The sequence below is a fragment of the Catellatospora sp. NPDC049609 genome (assembly GCF_040675365.1).
Taxonomy (GTDB): domain Bacteria; phylum Actinomycetota; class Actinomycetes; order Mycobacteriales; family Micromonosporaceae; genus Catellatospora.
Window position 1 is genome coordinate 1 of sequence record NZ_JBFAOU010000011.1, and the last position, 21,815, is coordinate 21,815.

The 21,815-nt window shown below is 73.0% G+C and carries 15 protein-coding genes and 2 tRNA genes; 13 read left to right on the forward strand and 4 right to left on the reverse strand.

Annotated features, from left to right (window positions below):
• Positions 1–98 precede the first annotated feature (98 nt).
• Positions 99–1,448: a pectate lyase gene (locus tag AB0J67_RS05175; protein ID WP_363476426.1), complete on the reverse strand. Its 1,350-nt coding sequence runs from the start codon at positions 1,446–1,448 to the stop codon at positions 99–101.
• Between the two features lie 265 nt (positions 1,449–1,713).
• On the opposite strand from AB0J67_RS05175, the gene AB0J67_RS05180 reads away from it, so the two are divergent.
• The gene (locus tag AB0J67_RS05180; protein ID WP_363476427.1) at positions 1,714–2,682 is read left to right on the forward strand and encodes a 2-dehydropantoate 2-reductase; all 969 of its coding nucleotides are present in this window, start codon (positions 1,714–1,716) and stop codon (positions 2,680–2,682) included.
• Positions 2,683–2,779: 97 nt separating this feature from the next.
• Here AB0J67_RS05180 and AB0J67_RS05185 read toward each other — a convergent pair whose 3' ends face one another.
• The gene (locus AB0J67_RS05185; RefSeq protein WP_363476429.1) at positions 2,780–3,559 is read right to left on the reverse strand and encodes an Hsp70 family protein; all 780 of its coding nucleotides are present in this window, start codon (positions 3,557–3,559) and stop codon (positions 2,780–2,782) included.
• A 118-nt stretch (positions 3,560–3,677) separates the two neighbouring features.
• Here AB0J67_RS05185 and AB0J67_RS05190 point away from each other — a divergent pair, with 118 nt between their 5' ends.
• The 9 genes from AB0J67_RS05190 (at position 3,678) to AB0J67_RS05230 (ending at position 14,639) form a co-directional block, all read left to right on the forward strand.
• The gene (locus AB0J67_RS05190; protein ID WP_363476571.1) at positions 3,678–5,168 is read left to right on the forward strand and encodes a fused MFS/spermidine synthase; all 1,491 of its coding nucleotides are present in this window, start codon (positions 3,678–3,680) and stop codon (positions 5,166–5,168) included.
• 22 nt (positions 5,169–5,190) lie between these two features.
• A complete protein-coding gene (locus AB0J67_RS05195) occupies positions 5,191–5,793 on the forward strand; it encodes a DUF4240 domain-containing protein (protein ID WP_363476431.1) in 603 nt (200 codons plus the stop codon).
• A 43-nt stretch (positions 5,794–5,836) separates the two neighbouring features.
• The gene (locus tag AB0J67_RS05200) at positions 5,837–6,955 is read left to right on the forward strand and encodes a hypothetical protein (RefSeq protein WP_363476433.1); all 1,119 of its coding nucleotides are present in this window, start codon (positions 5,837–5,839) and stop codon (positions 6,953–6,955) included.
• A 68-nt stretch (positions 6,956–7,023) separates the two neighbouring features.
• A complete protein-coding gene (locus AB0J67_RS05205; RefSeq protein ID WP_363476435.1) occupies positions 7,024–9,294 on the forward strand; it encodes a glycosyl hydrolase family 18 protein in 2,271 nt (756 codons plus the stop codon).
• A gap of 54 nt (positions 9,295–9,348) precedes the next feature.
• A tRNA-Ala gene (locus AB0J67_RS05210) sits at positions 9,349–9,421 on the forward strand.
• 9 nt (positions 9,422–9,430) lie between these two features.
• Positions 9,431–9,503: transfer RNA gene (locus AB0J67_RS05215), tRNA-Arg, on the forward strand.
• 129 nt (positions 9,504–9,632) lie between these two features.
• Positions 9,633–11,645: a PASTA domain-containing protein gene (locus tag AB0J67_RS05220; RefSeq protein WP_363476437.1), complete on the forward strand. Its 2,013-nt coding sequence runs from the start codon at positions 9,633–9,635 to the stop codon at positions 11,643–11,645.
• A gap of 143 nt (positions 11,646–11,788) precedes the next feature.
• Complete coding sequence (locus AB0J67_RS05225; RefSeq protein ID WP_363476439.1) at positions 11,789–13,309, forward strand: alkaline phosphatase D family protein; 1,521 nt, start codon at positions 11,789–11,791, stop codon at positions 13,307–13,309.
• A 7-nt stretch (positions 13,310–13,316) separates the two neighbouring features.
• The gene (locus AB0J67_RS05230) at positions 13,317–14,639 is read left to right on the forward strand and encodes a hypothetical protein (RefSeq protein ID WP_363476441.1); all 1,323 of its coding nucleotides are present in this window, start codon (positions 13,317–13,319) and stop codon (positions 14,637–14,639) included.
• Positions 14,640–14,708: 69 nt separating this feature from the next.
• Here AB0J67_RS05230 and AB0J67_RS05235 read toward each other — a convergent pair whose 3' ends face one another.
• Positions 14,709–15,512 (reverse strand): phosphotransferase, encoded by an 804-nt coding sequence (locus AB0J67_RS05235; protein ID WP_363476443.1) that lies wholly within the window; start codon positions 15,510–15,512, stop codon positions 14,709–14,711.
• 256 nt (positions 15,513–15,768) lie between these two features.
• On the opposite strand from AB0J67_RS05235, the gene AB0J67_RS05240 reads away from it, so the two are divergent.
• The 3 genes from AB0J67_RS05240 to AB0J67_RS05250 are packed head-to-tail and all read left to right on the forward strand — an operon-like array spanning position 15,769 to position 18,814.
• Complete coding sequence (locus AB0J67_RS05240; protein WP_363476445.1) at positions 15,769–16,677, forward strand: ABC transporter ATP-binding protein; 909 nt, start codon at positions 15,769–15,771, stop codon at positions 16,675–16,677.
• Positions 16,674–18,302, forward strand: a complete 1,629-nt coding sequence (locus AB0J67_RS05245; RefSeq protein ID WP_363476447.1) for an anibiotic ABC transporter — start codon at positions 16,674–16,676, stop codon at positions 18,300–18,302. Before AB0J67_RS05240 ends, AB0J67_RS05245 begins: the two co-directional genes overlap by 4 nt.
• 35 nt (positions 18,303–18,337) lie before the next feature.
• Positions 18,338–18,814 (forward strand): MarR family transcriptional regulator, encoded by a 477-nt coding sequence (locus tag AB0J67_RS05250; protein WP_363476449.1) that lies wholly within the window; start codon positions 18,338–18,340, stop codon positions 18,812–18,814.
• Positions 18,815–18,818: 4 nt separating this feature from the next.
• On the opposite strand, the gene AB0J67_RS05255 is transcribed toward AB0J67_RS05250, so the two are convergent.
• Entirely contained in the window at positions 18,819–21,695 is a 2,877-nt protein-coding gene (locus AB0J67_RS05255; RefSeq protein ID WP_363476451.1) for a beta-L-arabinofuranosidase domain-containing protein, read from the reverse strand.
• Between the last annotated feature and the right edge of the window lie 120 nt (positions 21,696–21,815).

Below are 21,815 nucleotides of genomic sequence, written 5' to 3' on the forward strand. Positions count from 1 at the left end.
GGGCGGGATCGGAAAGACGCAGCTCGCGTTGGAAGTGGCCCACCGGGGCCCGCCGCTGGTGTGGCGGGGAACGGAGCTTCGGTCCTGCGGCCGGCGGCCTACTGGTACGTGATGTCGCTCGGGGAGTAGAAGCAGTTCACCCCGTCGGCGCCGCTGCCGACGTGCGTCGGCTCGCTGCCCTTGGGCACCCCGTGGTACTTGTCGCAGATGGTCATGCTGGAGTCGTTGACGACCGTGATCCGGGTGAACCGGGCCGTGTCACCCCAGTTGACGTTGATGCCCGCGATCGAGTCGCCGTCGGTCACCCGCACGTTGTCGACGACCACGTGCCGCTGGTACGACGAGCTGCAGTTGCCGCACGCGCGGTAGAGCTTGCCGAAGTCCTCGGCGTAGAACCCGCTGATGTGGACCGTGCCCGGACCGTTGTGCTGGAAGATCTTGTCCGAGGCGTGGCGGGCGCCGCCACCGATGACGTGGTAGTTGGTGCCGCCGAGGAACGTCGCCGCGTCCTCGCCCACGTCCTCCCACCAGACGTTCTCGATGGTGCAGTTGCCGGTGCAGTGGATGCCGTCACCGGCGGGCGCGCCCAGGATCACGTTCTTGATGGTCGCGCCGGGCGCGAGCTCGAAGACCGGGTCCTGGCTCTCGCCCTGGCCGCCGTCGCCGATGCAGCAGTAGCGCTTCATGCCGCCGTCGAAGACGCCGCTGACCGGGATGGTGCCGTTGTTGACCGGGGCGCTGCCCGACGGCGTGGGCCAGCCGGCCGGCGGGTTGGTCGAGGCCGACGGCGACGGTGTCGCCGAGCGGGAGGGCGAGGCCGACGGGCGCGGGCTGGCCGAGGTCGACGCCGACGGCGCCGGGGTGGTCGGGGTCGGCGTGCCGCCCGTCACCACCGCGATGTCGTCGAAGGACGCGCCGCTGTACGCCGTCTGCAGGCCGATGCGGCCGTTGCCGATCGCCGAGCTGGTCGCGCTCGCGATCACGGTGCCGTCGACCAGGCCGCGGATGGTGCTGCCCGAGGTCTGGATGCCGAGGGTGTACCAGGTGCCGGTGGCCACCGCGCGGGTGACCGAGCCGAGCACCGTGACGGTGCTGCCGTTTACCGCCTGCAGCTGCACGGAGTTGCCGGGGCGCAGCGCGAGCCGGTAGTAGACGGTGGCGCCGGTGGAGCGGGCCAGCAGCCCGACGTGGCCGCCGGAGCCGAGGCTCAGCGGCTTGACCCGGGCGGTGACGGTGTAGTCGGTCCAGCTGGTGGATCCGGCGAACTGCCGCGCGTTGTCGGTGGCCGTGTTGGTCTGCGTCAGCACGCGGCTGCCGTCGGTGGCGACCGACCAGGTGCCGCCGGACTTGGACCAGCCGTCGGCGGCGCCGTCCTCGAAGTTGTCGCTGAAGACGGTGGCCGCGAACGCGTTCTGGCTCAGCGCGACCGCGCCGGCCGACAGGGCCACGACCAGGCCCGCGATGAGAGGCCACGATCGTGGCCGGGGGAGGGTGCGGATGCCCACAGGGTGCCTCCGGGATGTGGGATGGACCGTGCCGTTGGGCGACGGCACGGGCTGAGCGGTCGTCCGTGTAGGGCGGGCGGACGACCTGCGGTTCTGCATTGGAAAGCGCTTCCCCGAGTGCTGACCGTAGACCCCCGCGCGAGCGCCGTCAACCGCCGGTTTCGATGCGACGGCGGTGGATGCCCGCTCCGGCGGGTACGGTGGCGCGATGCGCTTCATCGTCCACGGCGCGGGCGCGGTCGGCGGCGTGCTCGGCGCGTACCTGCACCTGTCCGGCCGCCCCGTCGTCCTGATCGCCCGCGGCGCGCACCTGGCCGCCATCCGCGAGCACGGCCTGACCCTGGAGTCCCCGGCCGGCGCGCGGACGCTGGACGTCGCCGCCGTGGCCGGCCCCGCCGACGTCGACTGGCGCGACGGCGACGTCGTGCTGCTCGCCGTCAAGAGCCAGGACACCCAGGCCGCCCTGCGCGACCTGGCCGCGTCCGCGCCGCCCGGCACGCCGGTGGTCAGCCTGCAGAACGGCGTCGACAACGAGCGCGCGGCGCTGCGCATGTTCGAGCACGTCTACGGCGTCTGCGTCATGTCGCCCACGACGCACCTGACCCCGGGTGTGGTCCGGGCCGACTGCCATCCCGTCCCCGGACTGCTCGACATCGGCCGCTACCCGTCCGGCGTGGACGACGTCGCCGAGCAGGTCGCCGCCGCGTTCGTGGACGCGGGCTACCACAGCGTGCCGCGCCCCGACATCATGCGCTGGAAGTACGGCAAGCTGCTGCGCAACGTCAGCAACGCCGTCGACGCGGTGTGCGGGCGAGCCGAGGGCACCAAGGAGATCTTCCAGCGGATACGCCTCGAGGCGGAGGCGGTGCTGGACGCTGCCGGGATCGCGTACACCCCCGGCGACGAGGACGACGAGCGGCGGGCCGACATCCTCAAGGTCGTCACCGACGGCTCGCGTGGCGGCGGATCGTCCTGGCAGAGCCTGCAGCGGGGCACCGGGCACATCGAGGCCGACCACCTCAGCGGCGAGATCGTCCTGCTGGCACGGCTGCACGACGTGCCCGCGCCGTACAACGAGAACGCCCGGCGGTGGGCCAACCGGTTCGCGCGTGAGGGCCGCCGGCCCGCGACCCTCGCTCCCGGGGAGTGGCTGGGCACCCTGCCGCGCTGGCGGTGAGCGCCGCCCGGCTGTCCGTCCATCCGGGAACCGGCACTGCGGCGGCGAACGCTCCGCGCGTGGGCGTTCAATGGCCACAGCCCGCCCGGGTGCGCCGTCACCACCCGCCCGCTGCGCCGCCCGGCAGCAGCGTCACCGGCACGTCCCGCCCGTCGGCGTCGTGGGCCAGCAGCGTGAACCGCCCGCGCTCGTCGACCCGGAACGTCACCGACACCTGCGGCACGCCGCGCGGCGCGGGCGCGAGCAGCAGCTCGTACGCGCCGATCCGCTGGTTCTCGGCGACCACGCCGCCGGTGCCCTGGAAAACGGTGACCTTGATGCTCGGCTGCCCGTCGTCGGCCGTGGTGAACACCTCCGTCCGCTCGCACGGCACCGCGGTGCCGCCCGGCAGGACCGGAACGAACAGTCCACCCCGGACCTCGATGCCCACCGCGTGCGCGGTCTGCCCGCCGCGCACCGGCACCCACGCCGCGACCTGCGCCCTCGGGGGAGGTTCGTCGCGTACGCCGATGGCCGCCCGCAGCCGCGCCGCCAGCTCGGGGTCAGGCAGCCCATCGGCGGCGACCGGCACGTACCCGTCCACGCCTGCGAAGGGCTCGCCGCGCAGCAGCACGGCCACCACCGGGCGGCCCAGCTCCCGCGCCCGGTCCAGCTCGCGTGCCACCCACGGTGACCGCTGCGCCTCGGGCGTCATCACCAGCAGCACCGCCGCGCACGAGTCGAGCCGCTGCCGGGTGAAGTACTCCCACCGGCTGTCCGACAGCGGCTGCAGGTCGTAGACGGTGTAGATCCCGGCCGCGGCCAGGTGCCCGGCGAGCCGGCTGACCTGGACGGCGTCGTGCTCGCGGCTGAAGCTGAGGTAGACCGGACCGCTCATGGCTGCATGGTATCGATCGCCGGCCCGCGCCCCGCCGCGTCTGATCGGCTGGTGGCGGGCCGAGCGCCGTATCATCGCGACGGTGACCGCAACCGAACCCCGCCCGGCGCCGGGCCGGCTGTCCGACCGGCTCGCCCTGGTGCTCACCTTCGCCGCCAGCGGCGCCGTGCTGGTGCTGGAGACGGTGTCGCTGCGCCTGGTCGCGCCGTATCTCGGGCTCAGCCTCCAGGTGACCAGCGCCGTGATCGGCATGTCGCTGGGGGCGATCGCGTACGGCGCGTGGCTGGGCGGCTGGCACGCCGACCGCCGCGATCCGCGCCGGGTGCTGGGGCCGCTGCTGGTGGCGGCCGGGGTCGCGGTGGCGGTGACCCTGCCGCTGGTGCGGTGGCTGGGGGAGGTGCTGCGCGGCACCTCGCCTTCCATGATCATGGCGTTGACCGCGGCGACGGTGTTCGTGCCGATCCTGCTGCTGTCCGCGGTGCCGCCGATGGTGGTGAAACTGCAGCTCGGCGATCTGGACCGGACCGGCCGGGTGGTCGGACGGCTGTCCGGGGTGGGCACCCTCGGTGCGGTCACCGCGACCCTGCTCACCGGGTTCCTGCTGGTGGCCGCGCTGCCGACCAGCGTGATCATGATCGGCCTGGCGGCGCTGCTGGGGCTGTCCGGGCTCGCCCTGCACGCGCGCCTGCGCCGTGACCGCGAGCAGCCGCCGGCGGCGAGCGCGCGGACCCGTTCGGTGGCGGCGCTGCTGCTGGTCGCCGGCATCGGCCTGTCGGTGGCGGCGCCCGACCCGTGCGACGTGGAGACGGCGTACCACTGCGCCCGGATCGGCGTCGACCCGCAGCGGTCCACCGGGCGGGTGCTGTACCTCAACGCGGCCGAGCACTCGTACGTTGACCTCGCCGATCCGGCCCACCTGCAGTACGGATACACCCAGTGGTTCGGCGCGGCGGCGGACGCGGTCGCCGAGCGCGGTGCGGCAGTGGACGCGGTGCACCTGGGCGGCGGCGGTTTCACCATGCCGCGCTACCTCGCCGCGACCCGGCCCGGCAGCCGCAGCACCGTGTTCGAGATCGACGGCGGGCTGGTGGAGCTCGCGCAGCGCGAGCTGGGCCTGCGGCCGGGGCCGGACCTGCGGGCGGTGGTCGGCGACGCCCGCCGGCTGCTGGCCGGGCAGGGCGACGGCTCGGCCGACCTGGTGGTCGGGGACGCGTTCGGCGACCTGGCCGTGCCGTGGCACCTGACCACTCGCGAGATGATGGCGCAGGTACGGCGGGTGACCCGCGAGGGCGGGATCTACGTGCAGAACGTGATCGACGGGCCGCCGCTGACGTTCATCCGCGCCGAGCTGGCCACCGTGGCGTCGGTGTTCCCGCACGTGGCACTGGTTGCGCCCGAGGCCGCCGTGGCCGGCCGCGAGGGCGACAACTTCGTCATCGTCGCCTCCGCCCGCCCGCTGCCCCTGCAGGCGCTGGGCGGGCACCTGCTGCGCCTGCACGACGCGCCGGTGCTGCTGTCCGGTGACCGCCTGCGCGCGTTCATCGGCGACGCCGCGGTGCTCACCGACGACTTCGCCCCGGTCGACCAGATGCTGGTGCGCGTGCGCTGAGCCCGCCGGTACCGTGACCGCCGTGGACGAGGCCGGGTTCTGGGACGTCATCGAGGACGCGTACGCCGCGCTCGAATGCGGTTACTACGACGAGGAGTCACCCGCCGACGCGGTGGCGCTGGCGTGGACGGCCGGACTGGCCGGCCTGCCGCCCGAGGAGATCGTCGACTTCGGAGTCCACCTGGAGCGGATGCTCGAGCGGGCCTGGCGGCCCGCGGTGTGGGCGGCCGCGTGGCTGCTCGCGGGCGGCACCGACGACGACCGGCACGCGTTCATCGACGACGGCGACCGGTTCACCGACTTCCGCGCCGCCCTGGTCGCTCTGGGCCGTACGTCGTTCGAGACGGTCCTGGCCGACCCTGACGCGCTGGCCGGGCTGCCCGACCTGGCGGCCGTGGACAGCGGGGACTGGTCCCTGTTCATGCGGCTGCCAACGGTGCCCGCCGACGCGTGGGCGCAGACCGGCGGCGACCGCGACGCCTTCGCCCGCGCCGTCGCCGAACGGCTGGGCGCCCGCCCGCGCCGCGGCAATCCGCCGCCGGACGGCCCGTGGCAGTCGGCCGTGGACGGTCTGCCCGAAGGCCTGCCGCGCCTGGCCGAGCGGTTCCCGGACGGGGCGGTCTGACCGGTGCCCCCCACGGGTGGCGGCGATCGCGTACACCTGTGTGATGCCAGTCGTCGAAACCCCCGCCCGCCGCCCGGGCCCGCTGCGCGACCTCGGCCTGACCGCGGCCCTGTTCGCCGTCGCGATGGCACTGGTGGCCGCCGGTGCGCTGACGTTCGTGCACCCGGACGCGTTCCTCGCCGTCGCGCTGGGCGGGTGGCTGCTCGCGGTGCTCGCGTTCGTCGCCTGGCTCAGCCATCGGCGCTCGACCGCCTGGATGTTCGTGTTCGGACTGGTCTCCTTCTTCGTCATGCTCACCCCCGCGTTCGTGGTGCAGGAGATGGTGCTCGGCGTGCGCGGCGAGCCCGTGCGGGCGACGGTCGTCGCGGTGGAGCAGCCCGCGGGCGACGGCGACGGCCTGGTCTACACCCTGGCCGGGCCGTCCGGCGAGCGGCTGCCGGGGCTGCTGGAGGCGCACGACGGGTTCACCGTCGGGTCGGTCGTCGACGTGGTCGCCGACCCGCGGGGGCTGGTGCGTCCGCAGCTGGCCGCCGAGGTCGTGGACGGCACGGTGGCCGGGGGCGTCTGCACGCTGCTGCTGTTCCACGGGGTGCTGCTGCTGTTCGCCTGGTTCGTCATCCGGGAGAAGCACCGCGCCGCACCGGAAGCGGCCCCGGCGGACGCGGCCGCGGGCACGCCGGTCCCGGCCGCGCCGTCCGAGCGCGCGGACGACGGCGAGTTGGTGCCGTCGGCGCAGTGGGCGTTCCTGACGCTGCCGATCGGGCGGGCGTTCTTCGTGCTGGTGCTGGCGGCCGGCGCGGTGTTCGTGCTGATCCCGGGCGTGGGCCACACGTACGCGAAGTTCTGGGGCGTGCCGGGGCGGGTCGCCGTCGCCTCGTGCGACGAGCATTTCAGCGCCGACGCGGCGGGGTTCACCTGTCACGGCGCGTTCAGCGCCGACGACGGCACGGTCATCGACCGGGTCACCCTGGCGCCCGACCTGCCCGCGCGGCCGACGGCGCCGGTCCCGGCGCGGGTGGCGGGCGCGTCGTCGACGGAGGCGCTGACCGACGCGTACGACGCGTGGGCGACCCAGCTGTTCGGCGGGCTGGCGATGGCCGGAATCGCCCTGTTCGCTCTGGTCACGATCCTGCGGCAGCGGCGAATTAATCGCGACATGTAAATGAATTGTTGACGCGTGGACCCGGCCCGGCTCAGTATTAGGAAAGTTTCCTAATAACGGGAGGGCACATGCGCAAGATCCGCTCACTTGCCGCGAGCCTCGCCATCGGCCTTCTCGGCGCAGTCGCGGTGCCCACCGCGGCCGCCGCCGCGCCAGGGCTCACCGCGACGTTCACGAGCACGAACAACGGCTCGTGGTTCATGGACAAGCTGATCGTCGCCAACCCCACCGGGTCGGCGGTCACCGGCTGGACCCTGGAGTTCGACCTGCCCGCCGGGGTCACCATGGGCAACTTCTACAACGGCGTCGCGACGCAGTCCGGCACGCACGTCACCGTCGTCAACGCGCACTACAACGGCACCGTCGCGGCCGGTGCGAACACCGAGCCGTACAGCCCCTGGTTCATCGCGTACGGGTCGGGCGCGGCGCCGCTGAACTGCCGGATCAACGGCAACAAGTGCGACGGCAGCGCCGACCGCGCCCCGGGCACGCCCACCGGCCTGGCCGTCACCGGCCGCACCACCCGCACCGTGTCGCTGTCGTGGACCGCCTCGGTCCCGACCGACTTCCCGATCGCCGGCTACGACGTGCTGTCCGGCGGCACCGTCGTGGCGACCGCCACCACCGCGAGCGCCGTCGTCACCGGCCTGACCCCGAACACCGGCTACACCTTCGCCGTGCGTGCCCGCGACACCCGGGGCAACCTGTCCGCCGCGAGCGCCACCGTGGCGGCCACCACGTCGAACCCCGCCGACGACACCACCGCGCCCACCGTGCCGGGCAACCTGCGCGCCACCGCCCGATCCGCGACCTCGGTGACGCTGGCCTGGAACGCGGCCACCGACGCCAACGGCATCGCCGGGTACGACGTCTACACCGGCGCCACCCTGCGCGCCAGCGTCACCGGCCTGTCCGCCGTGGTCGGCGGGCTGTCGCCGATGACCGCGTACACGTTCACGGTCAGGGCCCGCGACACCTACGACAACGTCTCCGCCGCGAGCAACGCCGTCACGGTCACCACCGACGACGTCGTCGGCGCGGGCAACCACGCCAAGGTCGGCTACTTCGTCCAGTGGGGCATCTACGGCCGGCAGTACTTCGTGCGCAACCTCGACACCAGCGGCGCGGCGGCGAAGCTGACCCATCTCAACTACGCCTTCGCCAACATCGACCCGGTCAACCTGACCTGCCTGCAGGGCGTCACCCGCGGCACCACCGCCAACCCGCAGGACCCCGACCAGGGCACCGGGGCGGGCGACGCCGACGCCGACTACGGGCGGCCGTTCGCCGCCGCGCAGTCGGTCGACGGGGTCGCCGACACCGGCTGGGAGCCGCTGCGCGGCAACTTCAACCAGCTGCGCAAGCTCAAGGCCAAGCACCCGCACCTGAAGATCCTGATCTCCATCGGCGGGTGGACCTACTCCAAGTTCTTCTCCGACGCGGCCGCCACCCCCGCCTCGCGGGAGAAGTTCGTGCGCTCCTGCATCGACATCTACATCAAGGGCAACCTGCCCGCGTACAACGGGGCCGGCGGGGCGGGCGCGGCCGCGGGCATCTTCGACGGCATCGACCTCGACTGGGAGTGGCCCGGCTCCGAAGGCCACCCCGGCAACCATGTCAGCCCGGCCGACAAGGCCAACAACACCGCGCTGACCGCCGAGTTCCGCCGCCAGCTCGACGCGCTCACCGTCACCACCGGCAAGCGCTACCTGATCACCGTGTTCACCCCGGCCGACCCGGCCAAGATCGCCGCCGGGTGGGACATCGGTCCGGGCGGGGTGTTCGCGTACCTGGACTTCGCCAACGTGCAGGGCTACGACTTCCACGGTTCGGGCTCGGACAACTCCTGGGAGCCGAACCGCACCGGCCACCAGGCCAACCTGTACCGCGACGCGCAGGACCCGTACCCGTTCGAGTTCAGCGTGAACAAGGCGGTCCAGACGTACCTCGACGCCGGGGTGCACCCGCGCCGGCTCACCATCGGGGTCGCCTTCTACGGACGCGGCTGGCAGGGCGTGGCCGCGGGCGGGGTCAACGGCGAGTGGCAGACCGCCGCCGGCGCGGCGCCCGGCCAGTTCGCCGAGGAGGCGGGCACCCGCGGCTACGCCAACCTGCTGTCCAGCGTGCCCGGCTGCACCGTGCAGCACGACGTCCAGTCGGTGTCCAGCTACTGCTACACCGGACCCGGCGGGCAGTGGTGGAGCTTCGACGACACCTGGTCCATCGGCCAGAAGACCGCCTGGCTCAAGCAGAAAGGCCTGCTCGGCGGCATGATCTGGGAGATGTCGGGCGACACCGCCACCGGCACCCTGATGTCGGCTCTGCACGCCGGGCTCTGACCGGTCCCCGCAGCCGCGTGGCACGGTCCCGCTCGCCTACACTGCCGGGCGAGCGGGGCCGTAGCGCAGAAGTCGACGCGCCCATTCTGCAAATGGGATGACGCCGGTGCGAATCCGGCCGGTCCCGCTCACCCGCGGGACCGTAGCGCAGCAGTCGTCGCGCCCCATTGCGCATGGGGAGGACGCCGGTGCGAATCCGGCCGGTCCCACCGCCGGCCGCGTCCGGCGATGCCACCTGCGCAGACCGGACGCGGTGGGGCGGAACGCCCCCGAGAGGTGAGATCATCTCGCCACCGGCGTGGTCTGCCGGGCCGTCCGCTGCCCTAGACTGCGCTGCCATGGACACTCAGGTCGGCGATCCGCTCCTCGGCTCCCTCGTCGATGGGCGTTACCACGTACGCGAGCGCGTGGCCCGGGACGGCATGGCGACGACCTACGTCGCGGTCGACGAGCGCCTGCGCCGCACCGTCACGCTGAAGGTGCTGCAGCCCGAGCACCCGGGCCAGCCGTTCCACCTGGGCCGTTTCGCCGACGAGGTGACCGGGCTGGCCCGGCTCACCCACCCGAACGCCACCGTCTGGTACGGCCAGGGCATGCACGACGGCCTGCCCTACCTGGTCCTGGAGCACGTACGCGGCCGCACGCTGCGCGAGGTGCTGGCCCAGCGCGGCCGCCTCGCCCCGCTGGAGGCGCTGGCGGTGGCCGAGCAGCTGCTGTCGGCGCTGGCCGCCGCGCACCGCACCGGCCTGGTGCACCGCGACGTCCGCCCGGAGAACATCCTGGTCGCCGAGCCGCCGGGCGGCGGCCACGACCTGCTCGACGCCGTGATCAAGGTCGCCGACCTGGGCCTGGTCCGGGCGATCGAGGCCGGTGGCGGGCAGCCCGCGGTGACCGCCGCGTACGTCAGCCCGGAGCAGGTGGCCGAGGGCCGCAGCGACCAGCGCGGCGACGTGTACAGCGCCGGGATCGTCCTGTTCGAGATGCTCACCGGCCGCGTGCCGTACGAGGGCCCGCGCCCGGCCGAGGTCGCCTGGCAGCACGTCCAGCAGGACGTGCCCCCGCCGTCGCGGCTCGTGCCCGGCCTGCCGCCGGTGCTCGACGACCTGGTGGCGTCGGCGACCCGCCGCAACCCCGGCGCCCGCTTCATGGACGCCGGCGCGCTGCTGCAGGCGGTGCAGGCCGCCCGGGAGACGATCACCGTCAGTGCCGCCCGGATGGGCCCGCCCCCGCAGCACACGCAGGCGTTCGCGGCGCAGCCGCTGGCGCAGGAGACGATGATCGTCGACCAGGTCGTCCCGGCCGCGCGCCCGTCCTGGGCCCGGCTGCCGGGAGCCGAGCAGGAGCGCGCCGACACCCGCACCCGGCGCCAGGCCGCTGCCACCGGCGGCGTCGGCGCGCTGCTCGACCAGGCACGCGGGCACTACGAGCGGCTCATGGCCGACCCGCGCGGGCGCCGGGCGCTGATCGCCGGCGCCGCCGTGCTCACGCTGCTCGTGCTGGTCAGCGGCTGGTGGTTGTTCTCCGGCCGGTACGAGTCCACCCCGCAGGTGATGAACCTGCCCAAGGACCAGGCCGTGACCGCGCTGCGCGCCGCCGGGCTGGAGGTCGCCTTCGCCGAGCCGCAGTACCGCGCCGAGGTGCCCAAGGACGTGGTGCTGCTGCAGGACCCGCTGCCCGGCGAGGACATCGCGGGCGGCGGCACCGTCACGCTGACGCTGTCGCTCGGCCCGGAGAGCCGCCAGGTGCCCGACGTCACCGGCAAGACCTGGGACCTCGCCGTCGCCGACCTGGCGGCCGAGCCGCTGCGGCTCAAGGCGGTCAAGGCCGGCTCGCGCTACGACGACCTGATCCCGAAGGACACCGTGCTGGAGACCGACCCGAAGGCCGGCACGGAGGTCGAGCCGGGCACCCAGGTCAAGGTCATCCTCAGCAAGGGCCGGGCGCCGCTGACCGTGCCGTTCGTCGAGGGCAAGCCGCTGCACGAGGCCCGCTCGGAGCTGGAGCGCATGGGCCTGCGGGTGTCGGTGGAGTACGTCGACTCCGACAAGCCGTACGAGATCGTGGTCAAGCAGGACCCCGCCAACGGCACCGGCGTCGAGCGCAACGCCACGGTCAAACTCCAGGTCAGCAAGAACCAGAGCCTGCCCAGCGGCACGGCCATGCCCGAGCTGCGCGGCTGGAACTGCGGCGACGCGGAGAACCACCTCACCGCGATGGGCCTGCGCGTCGAGCTGCGGGGCATCAGGGGCGGCGACAAGAACGCCTACCGGGTGGAGCGACAGTACCCGGCCCCGAACACCCCCCTCCAGCCGAACCAGAGGGTCATCCTCCGCTGCGAACAACGTCGCTGACCACGCGAGGAAGGGCACCTTCTTATCGTTCTACGTTGTAGAAGGTGCCCTTCCTAACCGCTTGACGGGCTGTCGCCGCATCGACGGTCGGCATTCACATGGACACCGGACGGCGTTCATCGTGATCTATGAGTCTGCCCGGCATGAGATCTCTCGGCCGGCGCACCTTCATCGTCGGCGGACTTGCCGCAGCAACCACCGTGGCCTGGGGGCAGAGCGCCCGGGCCGCCTCGTTTCCGTTCCGGCTCGGCGTCGCCTCGGGCGACCCCGACGCCGGCAGCGTCGTGCTCTGGACCCGCCTGGCCCCCTCGCCGCTGAACGCGGACGGGCAGGGCGGCATGTCCAACACCGACGTCACCGTCGAATGGCAGGTCGCCAAGACCAGCACGTTCGCCACGCTCGCCGCGTCCGGGTCGGTCACCGCCCGCTACGCCGACGCGCACACCGTCCACGTGGTGGCCGGCGGCCTGGCCGCCGACACCGACTACTTCTACCGCTTCCGCGCGCAGGGCCACATCTCGCCGGTGGGGCGTACGCGCACCGCCCCGGCGCCGGGCACGGCCGGGCGCGACCTGGTGATGGCGTTCGCGTCGTGCGCCCACTACGAGTCCGGCTACTACACGGCCTACCGGCGCATGGCAGAGGAGAACCCGGGCCTCATCCTGCACCTGGGCGACTACCTCTACGAGGACGCGGCCACCACCGGGTCGGTCCGGCTGCACGTCGGCTCCGAGATCGTGTCGCTGGCCGACTACCGCGTGCGCCACGCGCTCTACAAGACCGACCCCGACCTGCAGGCCGCGCACGCGGCGGCACCGTGGCTGGTGGTGCCCGACGACCACGAGGTCGAGAACAACTACGCCAACATGGTGCGCAACGACAGCAGCCCGGTGCTGACCGCCGCGCAGTGGACCGCACGGCGCACCGCGGCATACCGGGCGTACTACGAGAACATGCCGCTGCGGCCGAGCTCAGCGCCCAGCGGCAACAGCATCCCGCTGTACCGGCGGGTGCAGTGGGGGAGCCTGGCCACCTTCCACCTGCTCGACACTCGGCAGTTCCGCGACGACCAGGCCTGCGGCGACGGCTGGAAGGTGTGCGCCGACGCCGACCTGGCAAGCCGGAGCCTCACCGGCGCGGCGCAGGAGTCGTGGCTGCTCAACGGGCTGGCCCAGCGCGGCGCGACCTGGGATCTGCTGGGCCAGCAGGTGTTCTGGGCCCGGCAGCTCGACGGCGCCGGGGCGGCGAACATGGACGCCTGGGACGGCTACCGCGCCTCGCGGGCCCGGATCCAGCAGGGCTGGCTCGACCGCGGGGTGCGCAACCCGGTGGTGCTGACCGGCGACGTGCACCGGGCCTGGGCCAACGAGATCAAGGCCGACTACGCGAACCCGTCCTCGGCGACGATCGGCACCGAGCTGGTCTGCACCTCGATCTCGTCCGACGGCAACGGCAGCGGGTCCACCAGCATCCCGTACGCGGCCAACAACCCGCACCTGAAGTTCTACTCCGACCGGCGCGGATACGTGCGCACCACCATCACACCGACCCAGCTACGCGCCGACTTCCGGACCGTGTCCAGCGTGACCGAGCACGGCGCCGCCGCCACCACCGTCCGCTCGTTCGTCATCGCCGACGGGCAGCCCGGACTCATCCAGGTTTAGGAGAACCATGAAGCAGCGTTTCTGGCCGGCCGCCGTCGTGCTGGCCGGGTCGGTGGCGGCGACCCTGGTGACGCCGGGTGCGGCCGCCGCCGCTCCGGCGGGCATGACGTTCGCCGCTGCCAACAGCGTCGCCACCGGCGACCAGGACGGGGCGGCGATCGCCGTGAACCGCAACGGCTACGTCGCCGTGGTCTGGGAGGACGACCGGGACAGCACCGCACCGGGTGACGACGTCCACTCGGAGGTGTTCATCCGCCTCTGGAAGGACGGCGTGGCGCTCTACGAGAAGAAGCTGTCCGCGGCCGGCACCAGCGGCACGAGCTGGAAGCACGTCACTCCTGACGTCGGGCTCGACGACAGGGGCGACGCGGTCGTGGTGTGGGCCGACGACCCGGACGGCAACGGCTACTACAACGTGCCCTACCGGGTGCTCGGCCCGACGGGCACGGTGCTGGCGTCCGGGCAGGCCAACGCGGACGCGGCCGGGCAGCAGATCCTGCCCCGCGTCGCGGTCGACCCCGACGGCGCACCGAACAACCCGAGCGCGGTGGCGTTCAGCGTGGTCTGGGAGGACATCCAGGGCACGGGCCCGGCCACCGTCAAGGCGGCCGGGTTCACCAACGTCACCACCAAGGCGTACGAGGTCACGGCCGGCCAGAGCACCGGGGCGCACCACCGCCCGGACGTGGCCGTGCCCGCCTCGGGCGACGCGGTCGTGGTCTGGGACGAGGACGCCGACGCCAACGGCTTCTCCAACGTCGGCCTGGTGCGCCTGGCCAAGGCCAACGGCGCGGTGAACCTGTCGCGCCGCACGGCGAACTCGCTGGGCGACGGGCAGCAGGTGCGCGCCGCCGTCGCCGCCAACTACAACGGCGACTTCGTCGCGGCGTGGGAGTCCGACCACACCGGGACGGCGGGGGTGTGGTCGCGGTCGTACGCGGCCGACGGCACGCCCCGCCACGTCGAGGTGCAGGCGTCGGCCGAGGCGGGGGCGGCGGGTGCGAGCGTCGGCCTCGACGACCAGGCCAACGCCGTGGTCGGGTGGACCACCCCGGCCAACGGCCTGGACGTGTGGGCGCGCGGCGTCAACCCGGACGGCAGCACCGCCGGGCGCATCGCGGCGCAGCAGTTCGGGCAGGTGACTGCGGGTCGCCAGGAGCAGGCGGGGGTGGCCGTGTCGCCGTGGGGCGAGGTCGCGGTCGCGTACACCGACGACAACGACGGCAACCTGTTCGACCAGGTGCTGCTCGGCACGGGCGTGGTCAACTCGACGTTCCTGCGCAAGGGCAGCTACCGGGCGCAGGCCAAGCTCATCGCCCCGCCGCGCTGACCCTGCGCACCCCACGGCGCGCTCCGCGGACCCCCGCGGAGCGCGCCGCGCGGCCCGGCCGTGGTCCGCTCAGGCGGCACCGTTTCGCGCCCGCTCGAGCCGCGCCAGCAGCACGGCCCGTTCGGCGGGGATGTCTTCGCCCAGCCTCGCCGCCATGTGCACCACCAGCCACGATCGGATGTGTCGCAACGGCGGCGAGCCGTGCCGGTAGGCGCGCGCGTACGTCGCGGTGAGCAGCCGGCGGCCGGCGGCGATCACCGCCCGCGACACCGCCGGGGTATCGGGCAGCGGGTCGGCCCACCGCAGCAGCATAAGCGTGCGGGCGTGGTCAGCCTCGGGCACCCCGCGCGCCGCCGAGCTCCAGTCGATGACGGCCGTCCTGCCCTCGGCTCGGAGCACGTTGCCCGGATGGAAGTCGCCGTGGCACAGGCGATCCCCGTCGGGCAGGCCGTCGAGGACGCCCAGGACGTAGCCGAGCAGGGGCTGCGGCAGCGCGGCGTCGCGGATCCGGGCGGAAAGCGCCTGGCGGAGGTCGGCGATGTCGCCGGCCGCTGTCACCCGGTGAACGGCAAGGTGCGCCTGCGCCAACGAGCGGGCGGCGGCGAGCACCTGCCATGGCCGGCGCTGCAGTTGCGCCAGCATGTCGAATCCTGGCACCCGCTCGACCACCAGCCCGGTCCGGCCGTCGCGGTCGACGATGCCGACCAGCTTCGGCGCGATGCCGTGACCCTCCAGCGATCTCAAAGCCGCCGCCTCGGCGCGGTGGCCGCCGAATCCGGGACGGTAGAGCTTGAGCACCCCGGCAGCGCCATGGGCGTACACATCGGCCTCCCGGCCGGACCCGAGCACCGGTCCCAGCGCCGCGCTGCTCACGCGTCGACCCGCGCGGCAGGCGTGCGCGCCCGCTCATCGCGGCAAGTCGCGGATTCGCCCCGCACCCGCTTCCCCTCTGCCGTGTGGTGTGAGCGCCCGCTCCGGCGACGCCCCGCCAGGACGATGCTAGTGGGGCTACCGGATTCGCGGTGTCCCGTTGGCACGCACTGGAACGGGTGTGACGCGCGCTGCAAATACGAAATCTTGACGCTCCAGAATCTTCACGATGTTGTGAAATCCGCGTACGTTCAGGTTCATGACTCACGCGATCTCCGCGACCGGTCTGCGCAAGGCCTTCGGACGCACCCGCGCCCTCGACGGCCTGGACCTGACGGTCGCCACCGGCGAGGTGCACGGCCTGCTCGGGCCGAACGGCGCCGGCAAGTCCACCGCCATCCGGATCCTGCTCGGCCTGCTGCGCGCCGACGCCGGCGACGTCCGGGTGCTCGGCGGCGACCCCTGGCGGGACGCCGTCACGCTGCACCGCCGCCTGGCCTACGTGCCCGGCGACGTCAACCTGTGGCCGAACCTCACCGGCGGCGAGGCGATCGACCTGTTCGGCAGCCTGCGCGGCAGCCTGGACAAGGCCCGCCGCGGCGAGCTGATGGAGCGTTTCCAGCTCGACCCGACCAAGCGCTGCCGCACCTACTCCAAGGGCAACCGGCAGAAGGTCGCGCTGGTCGCCGCGTTCTCCTCCGACGTGGAGCTGTTCATCCTCGACGAGCCCACCTCGGGCCTCGACCCGCTGATGGAGGCCGCGTTCCAGCAGACCGTGCGCGAGGTCACCGCCAAGGGCGCCACCGTGCTGCTGTCGAGCCACATCTTCTCCGAGGTCGAGGCGCTGTGCTCGCGGGTGAGCATCATCCGCGAAGGCGTCACGGTCGAGTCGGGCACCCTGGCCGAGCTGCGTCACCTCACCCGCACCTCGGTCACCGTGGAGGCCGGGGAGCCGCTCACCGGCCTGGACCGCCTGCCCGGTGTGCACGACGTCGAGGCCGACACCACCCGCGCCCGCTTCGACGTCGACTCCACCGCCCTGCCCGCGGTGCTGGCCCACCTCGCGACCTTCGACGTGCGCAGCCTCACCAGCCAGCCCCCGAGCCTGGAGGAGCTGTTCATGCGCCACTACGGCGCCCAGCCCGCGCCGACGGAGGCCGCACGGTGAACGCGTACGCGGGCACCGGCCGCCTGCTCCGCCTCGCCGCCCGCCGCGACCGCGTCCAGCTGCCGATCTGGATCCTCGCCTCGGCGGGGCTCATGGCGGCCGGCACCAACGCCGTGGCAAGCGAGTTCCCGACCGAGGAGTCCCGGATCACCGCGCTCAAGGGCGCGGGCAGCAGCGCGGCCGTGCTGCTGATGCGCGGCGTGCCGGTCGGCACCGACCTTGGCTCCCTGGTCAACTTCCGTAACCTCGCCACGATCCTGGTGGTCGTCGCGCTGATGAGCACCTTCGCGGTGGTCCGGCACACCCGGCAGAACGAGGAGACCGGCCGCGCCGAGCTGATCGGCGCGGGCGCGGTGGGCCGGCACGCCCCGCTCACCGCGGCGCTGCTGCTGGTCGCCCTCGCCGACGTGGTCTTCGGGCTGGTGATGACCGGCACGATCCTGTCCGCGGGGCTGGCCGCCGAGGGCGCGCTGGCCTTCGGTGCCGCCTGCACCGCGACCGGCCTCGCGTTCGCGGGCATCGCCGCGGTCGCCGCGCAGCTGTTCCAGGGCGCCCGCGCCGCCAACGGTTTCGCCGCCACCGCGGTCGGCATCGCGTACCTGGTGCGCGGTGTCGGCGACGCGCTCGGCGAGCGGGCCGCCGACGGCATCGAGGTCGTCAGCTCCTGGCCCACCTGGGTGTCCCCGCTGGGCTGGGGCGGTCTGGTCCGCCCGTACGGGCAGGAGCGCTGGTGGGTGCTGGCCCTGCCGCTGGCCCTGTTCGCCGCGTGCCTGGTCGCGTCGTTCGTGCTCGTCGACCGCCGGGACGTGGGCGCCGGGCTGATCCCCGACCGGCCCGGCCCGGCGCACGCCGCCCGCGGCCTGCTCGGCCCGGTCGGCCTGGCCTGGCGGCTGCACCGGGGCGCGACCATCGGCTGGGTCCTCGGCGGCTTCGTGTTCGGCCTGGCCATCGGCTCGCTCGGCAAGGCGGTCAAGGACGCGCTCGGCACCAACGCGGGTGTCATCGAGATGATGCAGGGCCTGGCCGGCGGCGCCGGCGGACCCGACGTGGTCGAGATGTTCTTCGCCGCCATGATGAACACGTTCGGCGCGCTGGCCGCGGGCTACGTCATCCAGGCGCTGCTGCGGCTGCGCTCGGAGGAGGTCGCCGGCACCGCCGAGGGGCTGCTGGCCACCGCGGTGAGCCGCGTTCGCTGGGTCGCCTCGCACCTGGTGGTCACCGTCGCCGGCGCGGCCGTGATGCTGCTGCTCGCCGGTGCGGGCGCGGGCATCACCGACGCCGCCGCGGGCGGTGACGTCGGCGTGGGCACCCTCGCCCTGGCCGGGCTCGCCCAGCTGCCCGGTGCCCTGGTCGTCGCCGGGTTCGTGGTGCTGGCCTTCGGCGCGCTGCCCCGGCTCACGGTCGGCTTGGCCTGGGCGGCGCTGGTGGTCAGCATCGCCTGCGGCCTGCTCGGCGACCTGTTCGGGCTGCCGCAGCTGGTGCGCGACGTGTCCCCGTTCACCCACGTGCCGGCGATCCCGGCGGTGGACCCGTCCGCGACGCCCCTGGTGGCGCTGACGGCGGTGGCGGCGGCGCTGACCGCGGCGGGCATGGCGCTGTTCCGGCGGCGCGACCTGTCGACCTGACGGGCCCGTACGGGCCGGTAGTGGAGGATGTGCTGATGGCAGTACGTGATGAGGAGTCCGTGCGGCGCTTCGTCGAGCACCTGGCGATGACGCTGTCGGACCTCGGCTTCCCCCGCATGCCGGCCCGGGTGCTCGGCGCGCTGACCGTCGACGAGCAGGGCGTCATGACCGCCGCCCAGCTCGGCGACTGGCTCGGGGTGAGTCCCGCGGCCGCCTCCGACGCCGTGCGCTACCTGGTCCAGGTGGGGCTGGTGCTGCGGGAGCCGGTGCCCGGTTCCCGCAGCATCCGCTACCGCTGCGTCAGCAACTCGTGGTACATGGCCGGCGTCGCCAAGGGCGGGGTGTACAAGCAGGTCGCCGACGTGATGAGCGAGGGCGTGGGCGCGGTGGGCGCCGGCACGGAGGCCGGCGCCCGCATCGCCGAGATGGTGGACTTCTTCCTGTTCCTCCAGGACGAGATCGCGGCGCTCGTCGAGAAGTGGCAGGTCAGTCGCGGCATCCGCGCGGGCTGAGCGGTCAGCCCAGCAGCCGCCACCGGTGGTCGGCGGTCCCGTTGTCCTCGTACTGCACCACCTGCGCGTTGTCGGCCGTGGACATGCCCGACACGCCGAGCACCAGCCCGCTGTTGAGGTTGCGGATGCGCAGGTATCCGCCGCCGTCGCCGGCCGGCTGCCAGTAGTGGTCGGCCGAGCCGACGCCCGCGTACTGCTGCACCAGGGCGCTGTTCGCCTTCGACATGCCGCTGACCGCGAGCACCTTGCCGCTGTGCTGGTTGACGATCATGTACCAGTTGTTGCCGACGTGGTCGAAGCGCCAGTTGTGGTCGGCGGTGCCGTTGTCGGCGAACTGCACCACGTTCGCGCTGTCCGCCGTGGACATGCCGGACACGGCCAGCACCTTGCCGCTGTGGGCGTTCTGCACCCGGTACCAGACGCCGGGGCGCACGATCGCCGGTGTGGTGGTGACCTTCCACTGCAGGACCCCACCGGAGAAGCCCGGCCGCAGCTGCGCGACGACCCGCAGCGCCGTCGTGGTGACGGCCGTGAAGGTCGTGTTGTTGTACGCGTCAAGCGCCAGCCCGTACCCCGACGCGCCCGACACGGCCTGCCACGCGCCGGCGGCGGTCAGGTACTCGACCCGCCACGACGCGGGCACCCGGCACTGCCCGTGCCCGGTGTCGTCGTACCAGTACAGCGACACGCCGGTCGCGGTGACCGGGGCAGAGTACGTGTACTGCACCCACTCGCTGGTGCCGACGTGGTCCCACCACGTCATCCGCCGCCGCGCCTGGTCGTACGAGCTGGTCGGGTCGTAGTAGCTGTTCAGCGCGGCCACGGTGTCGCCGCTGAAGCACCACGACGCCGACGGGGTCGCCGGCAGCTGCCAGGTGTTGCTCCCGCCGACCGTCGGGAACGCGCTGATGCGCAGGCTGGCCGCGCCCATCGGGATCAGCCGCACGTTCCTGATCGGCTCGCTGGACGCGACGGGGCTGTTCTGCAGCGGGGTGACCACGTTCTCGCTGTCGGCCTGCCAGTTCGGGATGGCCCTGGCCTGGGCGTTCAGTGCGACCGGGGTGCCGGTGGCGGTGAACGGGTTGCCGGTCGCGCCGGTGGTCGCCGCGCTGAACGTGCCCGGGATCAGGCCGTAGTTCCAGGCGGAGGTCGGCATGACCTGCCACTCCGGCCAGGCGCCGGCCGGGTCGTTGTAGCGCAGGAAGTTCTGCCCGATGTCCAGGGCGTAGGTGAGCGGGCCGCGGCTGACCGACAGCGCGTGGTGGTTGGCGGTCCAGGTGGTGGTGCGTACCGCCATGGGCAGGGTGAGCACGATCGTGTCGCCGTTGCTCCAGGTGCGGTTGACCGCGACGTACGCCGGACCCGCCACGACCGGCTGCGCGGCGCCGTTGACGGCCAGCGCCGGGTTCGGGCACCAGGACGGGATGCGCACGTACAGCGGGAACGCCGCCGCGCCCGGCGTGGACAGGCGCAGCGTGACCGTGTCGCCGAACGGGTACGCCGTGTCCTGGGTGAGGGTGACGGTGGCCGCCGCCGCGCCGACCTTCGCCGTGGTGGTGCTCGGTGCGTACATGGTGACGGCCAGCCCCCGGTCGGCGGTGGCCTGCACGAGGTTGTCGGTGAAGTAGCTCCAGCCCTGGCCGTAGTTGTGCGGGCAGCAGCGGTACTGGTCCACGCCGAGCAGGAACGCCTGCATCGCGAAGCCGTTCTGGTACTGCCCCTGCGTCTTGGGCCGGTTGTCCAGCTGCACGCTGTTGGCGCTGACGATGTAGTGCAGCGAGCGGTGCGTCGGCTCGACGGCGGCGGGCAGGGAGTTGAAGGCGAGGTTCTCGCAGCCGTCGGCCCAGCTCGGGTCGCCGGTGAGCCGGGTCAGCGACTCGAAGCTCTGCATGAACTCGATGATCCCGCAGGTCTCGAAGCCCTGCCGGGGGTCGCGGTGCTCGCTGCGGATGTTCTCGTCACCGGCGAAGCCGCCGCCGGGGAACTGCCCCCAGTTGCCCATGATCTGCGCGTAGTTGTGGTATGACGCCTGGGTCAGCGCGGTGTTGCCGCGCAGCGCCATGAACGCGGGCTCGGTGAAGCCCTGCGCCAGGTCCACGTTGTGCATGCTGGGCAGGTTGTTTACGTAGTTCTTGCTGTACTGGTGGATCTTGTCGGCGAGGCTGAGCAGGAAGCTCTGCCCGGTGCGGGCGTACAGCCAGAACACCGTGTCCAGGTTGGTCGCCCAGCGCACCGAGCCCCAGCTCTGGTTGAACACCGACGCCCCGAACGTGTGCTGGTACTGCAGGAACTTCGTCAGCAGCGGGATGATCCGGGTGTCGCCGGAGTACTCCTGGTAGGTGCGCAGCGCCTGCAGCAGCGGCATGAACGGCCAGAAGTCCGGCCCGCCGCCCAGCGAGGTGCGCAGCGCGTTCGGGCCGAAGAAGCCGTCGGGCTGGGCGGTGGCCACGATGCCGTTGACCCAGGTGGCGACCTTGTTGCGCAGCGTGGTGTCGCCGGTGACGGCGGCGATCGCGGCCAGGCCGCGCAGCCAGTACGGCAGCTCCTCCCAGCCGCCCTTGGTGCGGTCGGTCCAGCCGGTGTTGGCGTACACCAGGAAGTGGGAGACCTGGTCGTAGTTGCCGCCGATGCCGGAGGCGTCCAGCGACAGCTGCTGCGAGAGCCACCCGTTGGGCCGGGTCGACCCGGCGGGCAGCTTGAGGAACGGGGTGCGGGTCAGGCCGGGGGAGTACGGGAAGTAGATCCCGCCCGACGAGGTGTCGCCGACCAGGGTCACCGGCGTGCCGGTGCCACCGGCCCACGACTCGGTGACGGCCTGCCCGGCCAGGGCGAGCCCACCCGCGACGGCCAGGCCGCCACGCAGGACGGAGCGACGGTGCATGACGCCTCCCGGAAGCTCTATAACGTTATAGAGGGAACGTATGGCTGAGCCTAAGTTCGATGAACGCAAATGTAAACACGATGTTTCGTGCCGGTCGCGCCACGCGGGCCCCGAATGCGT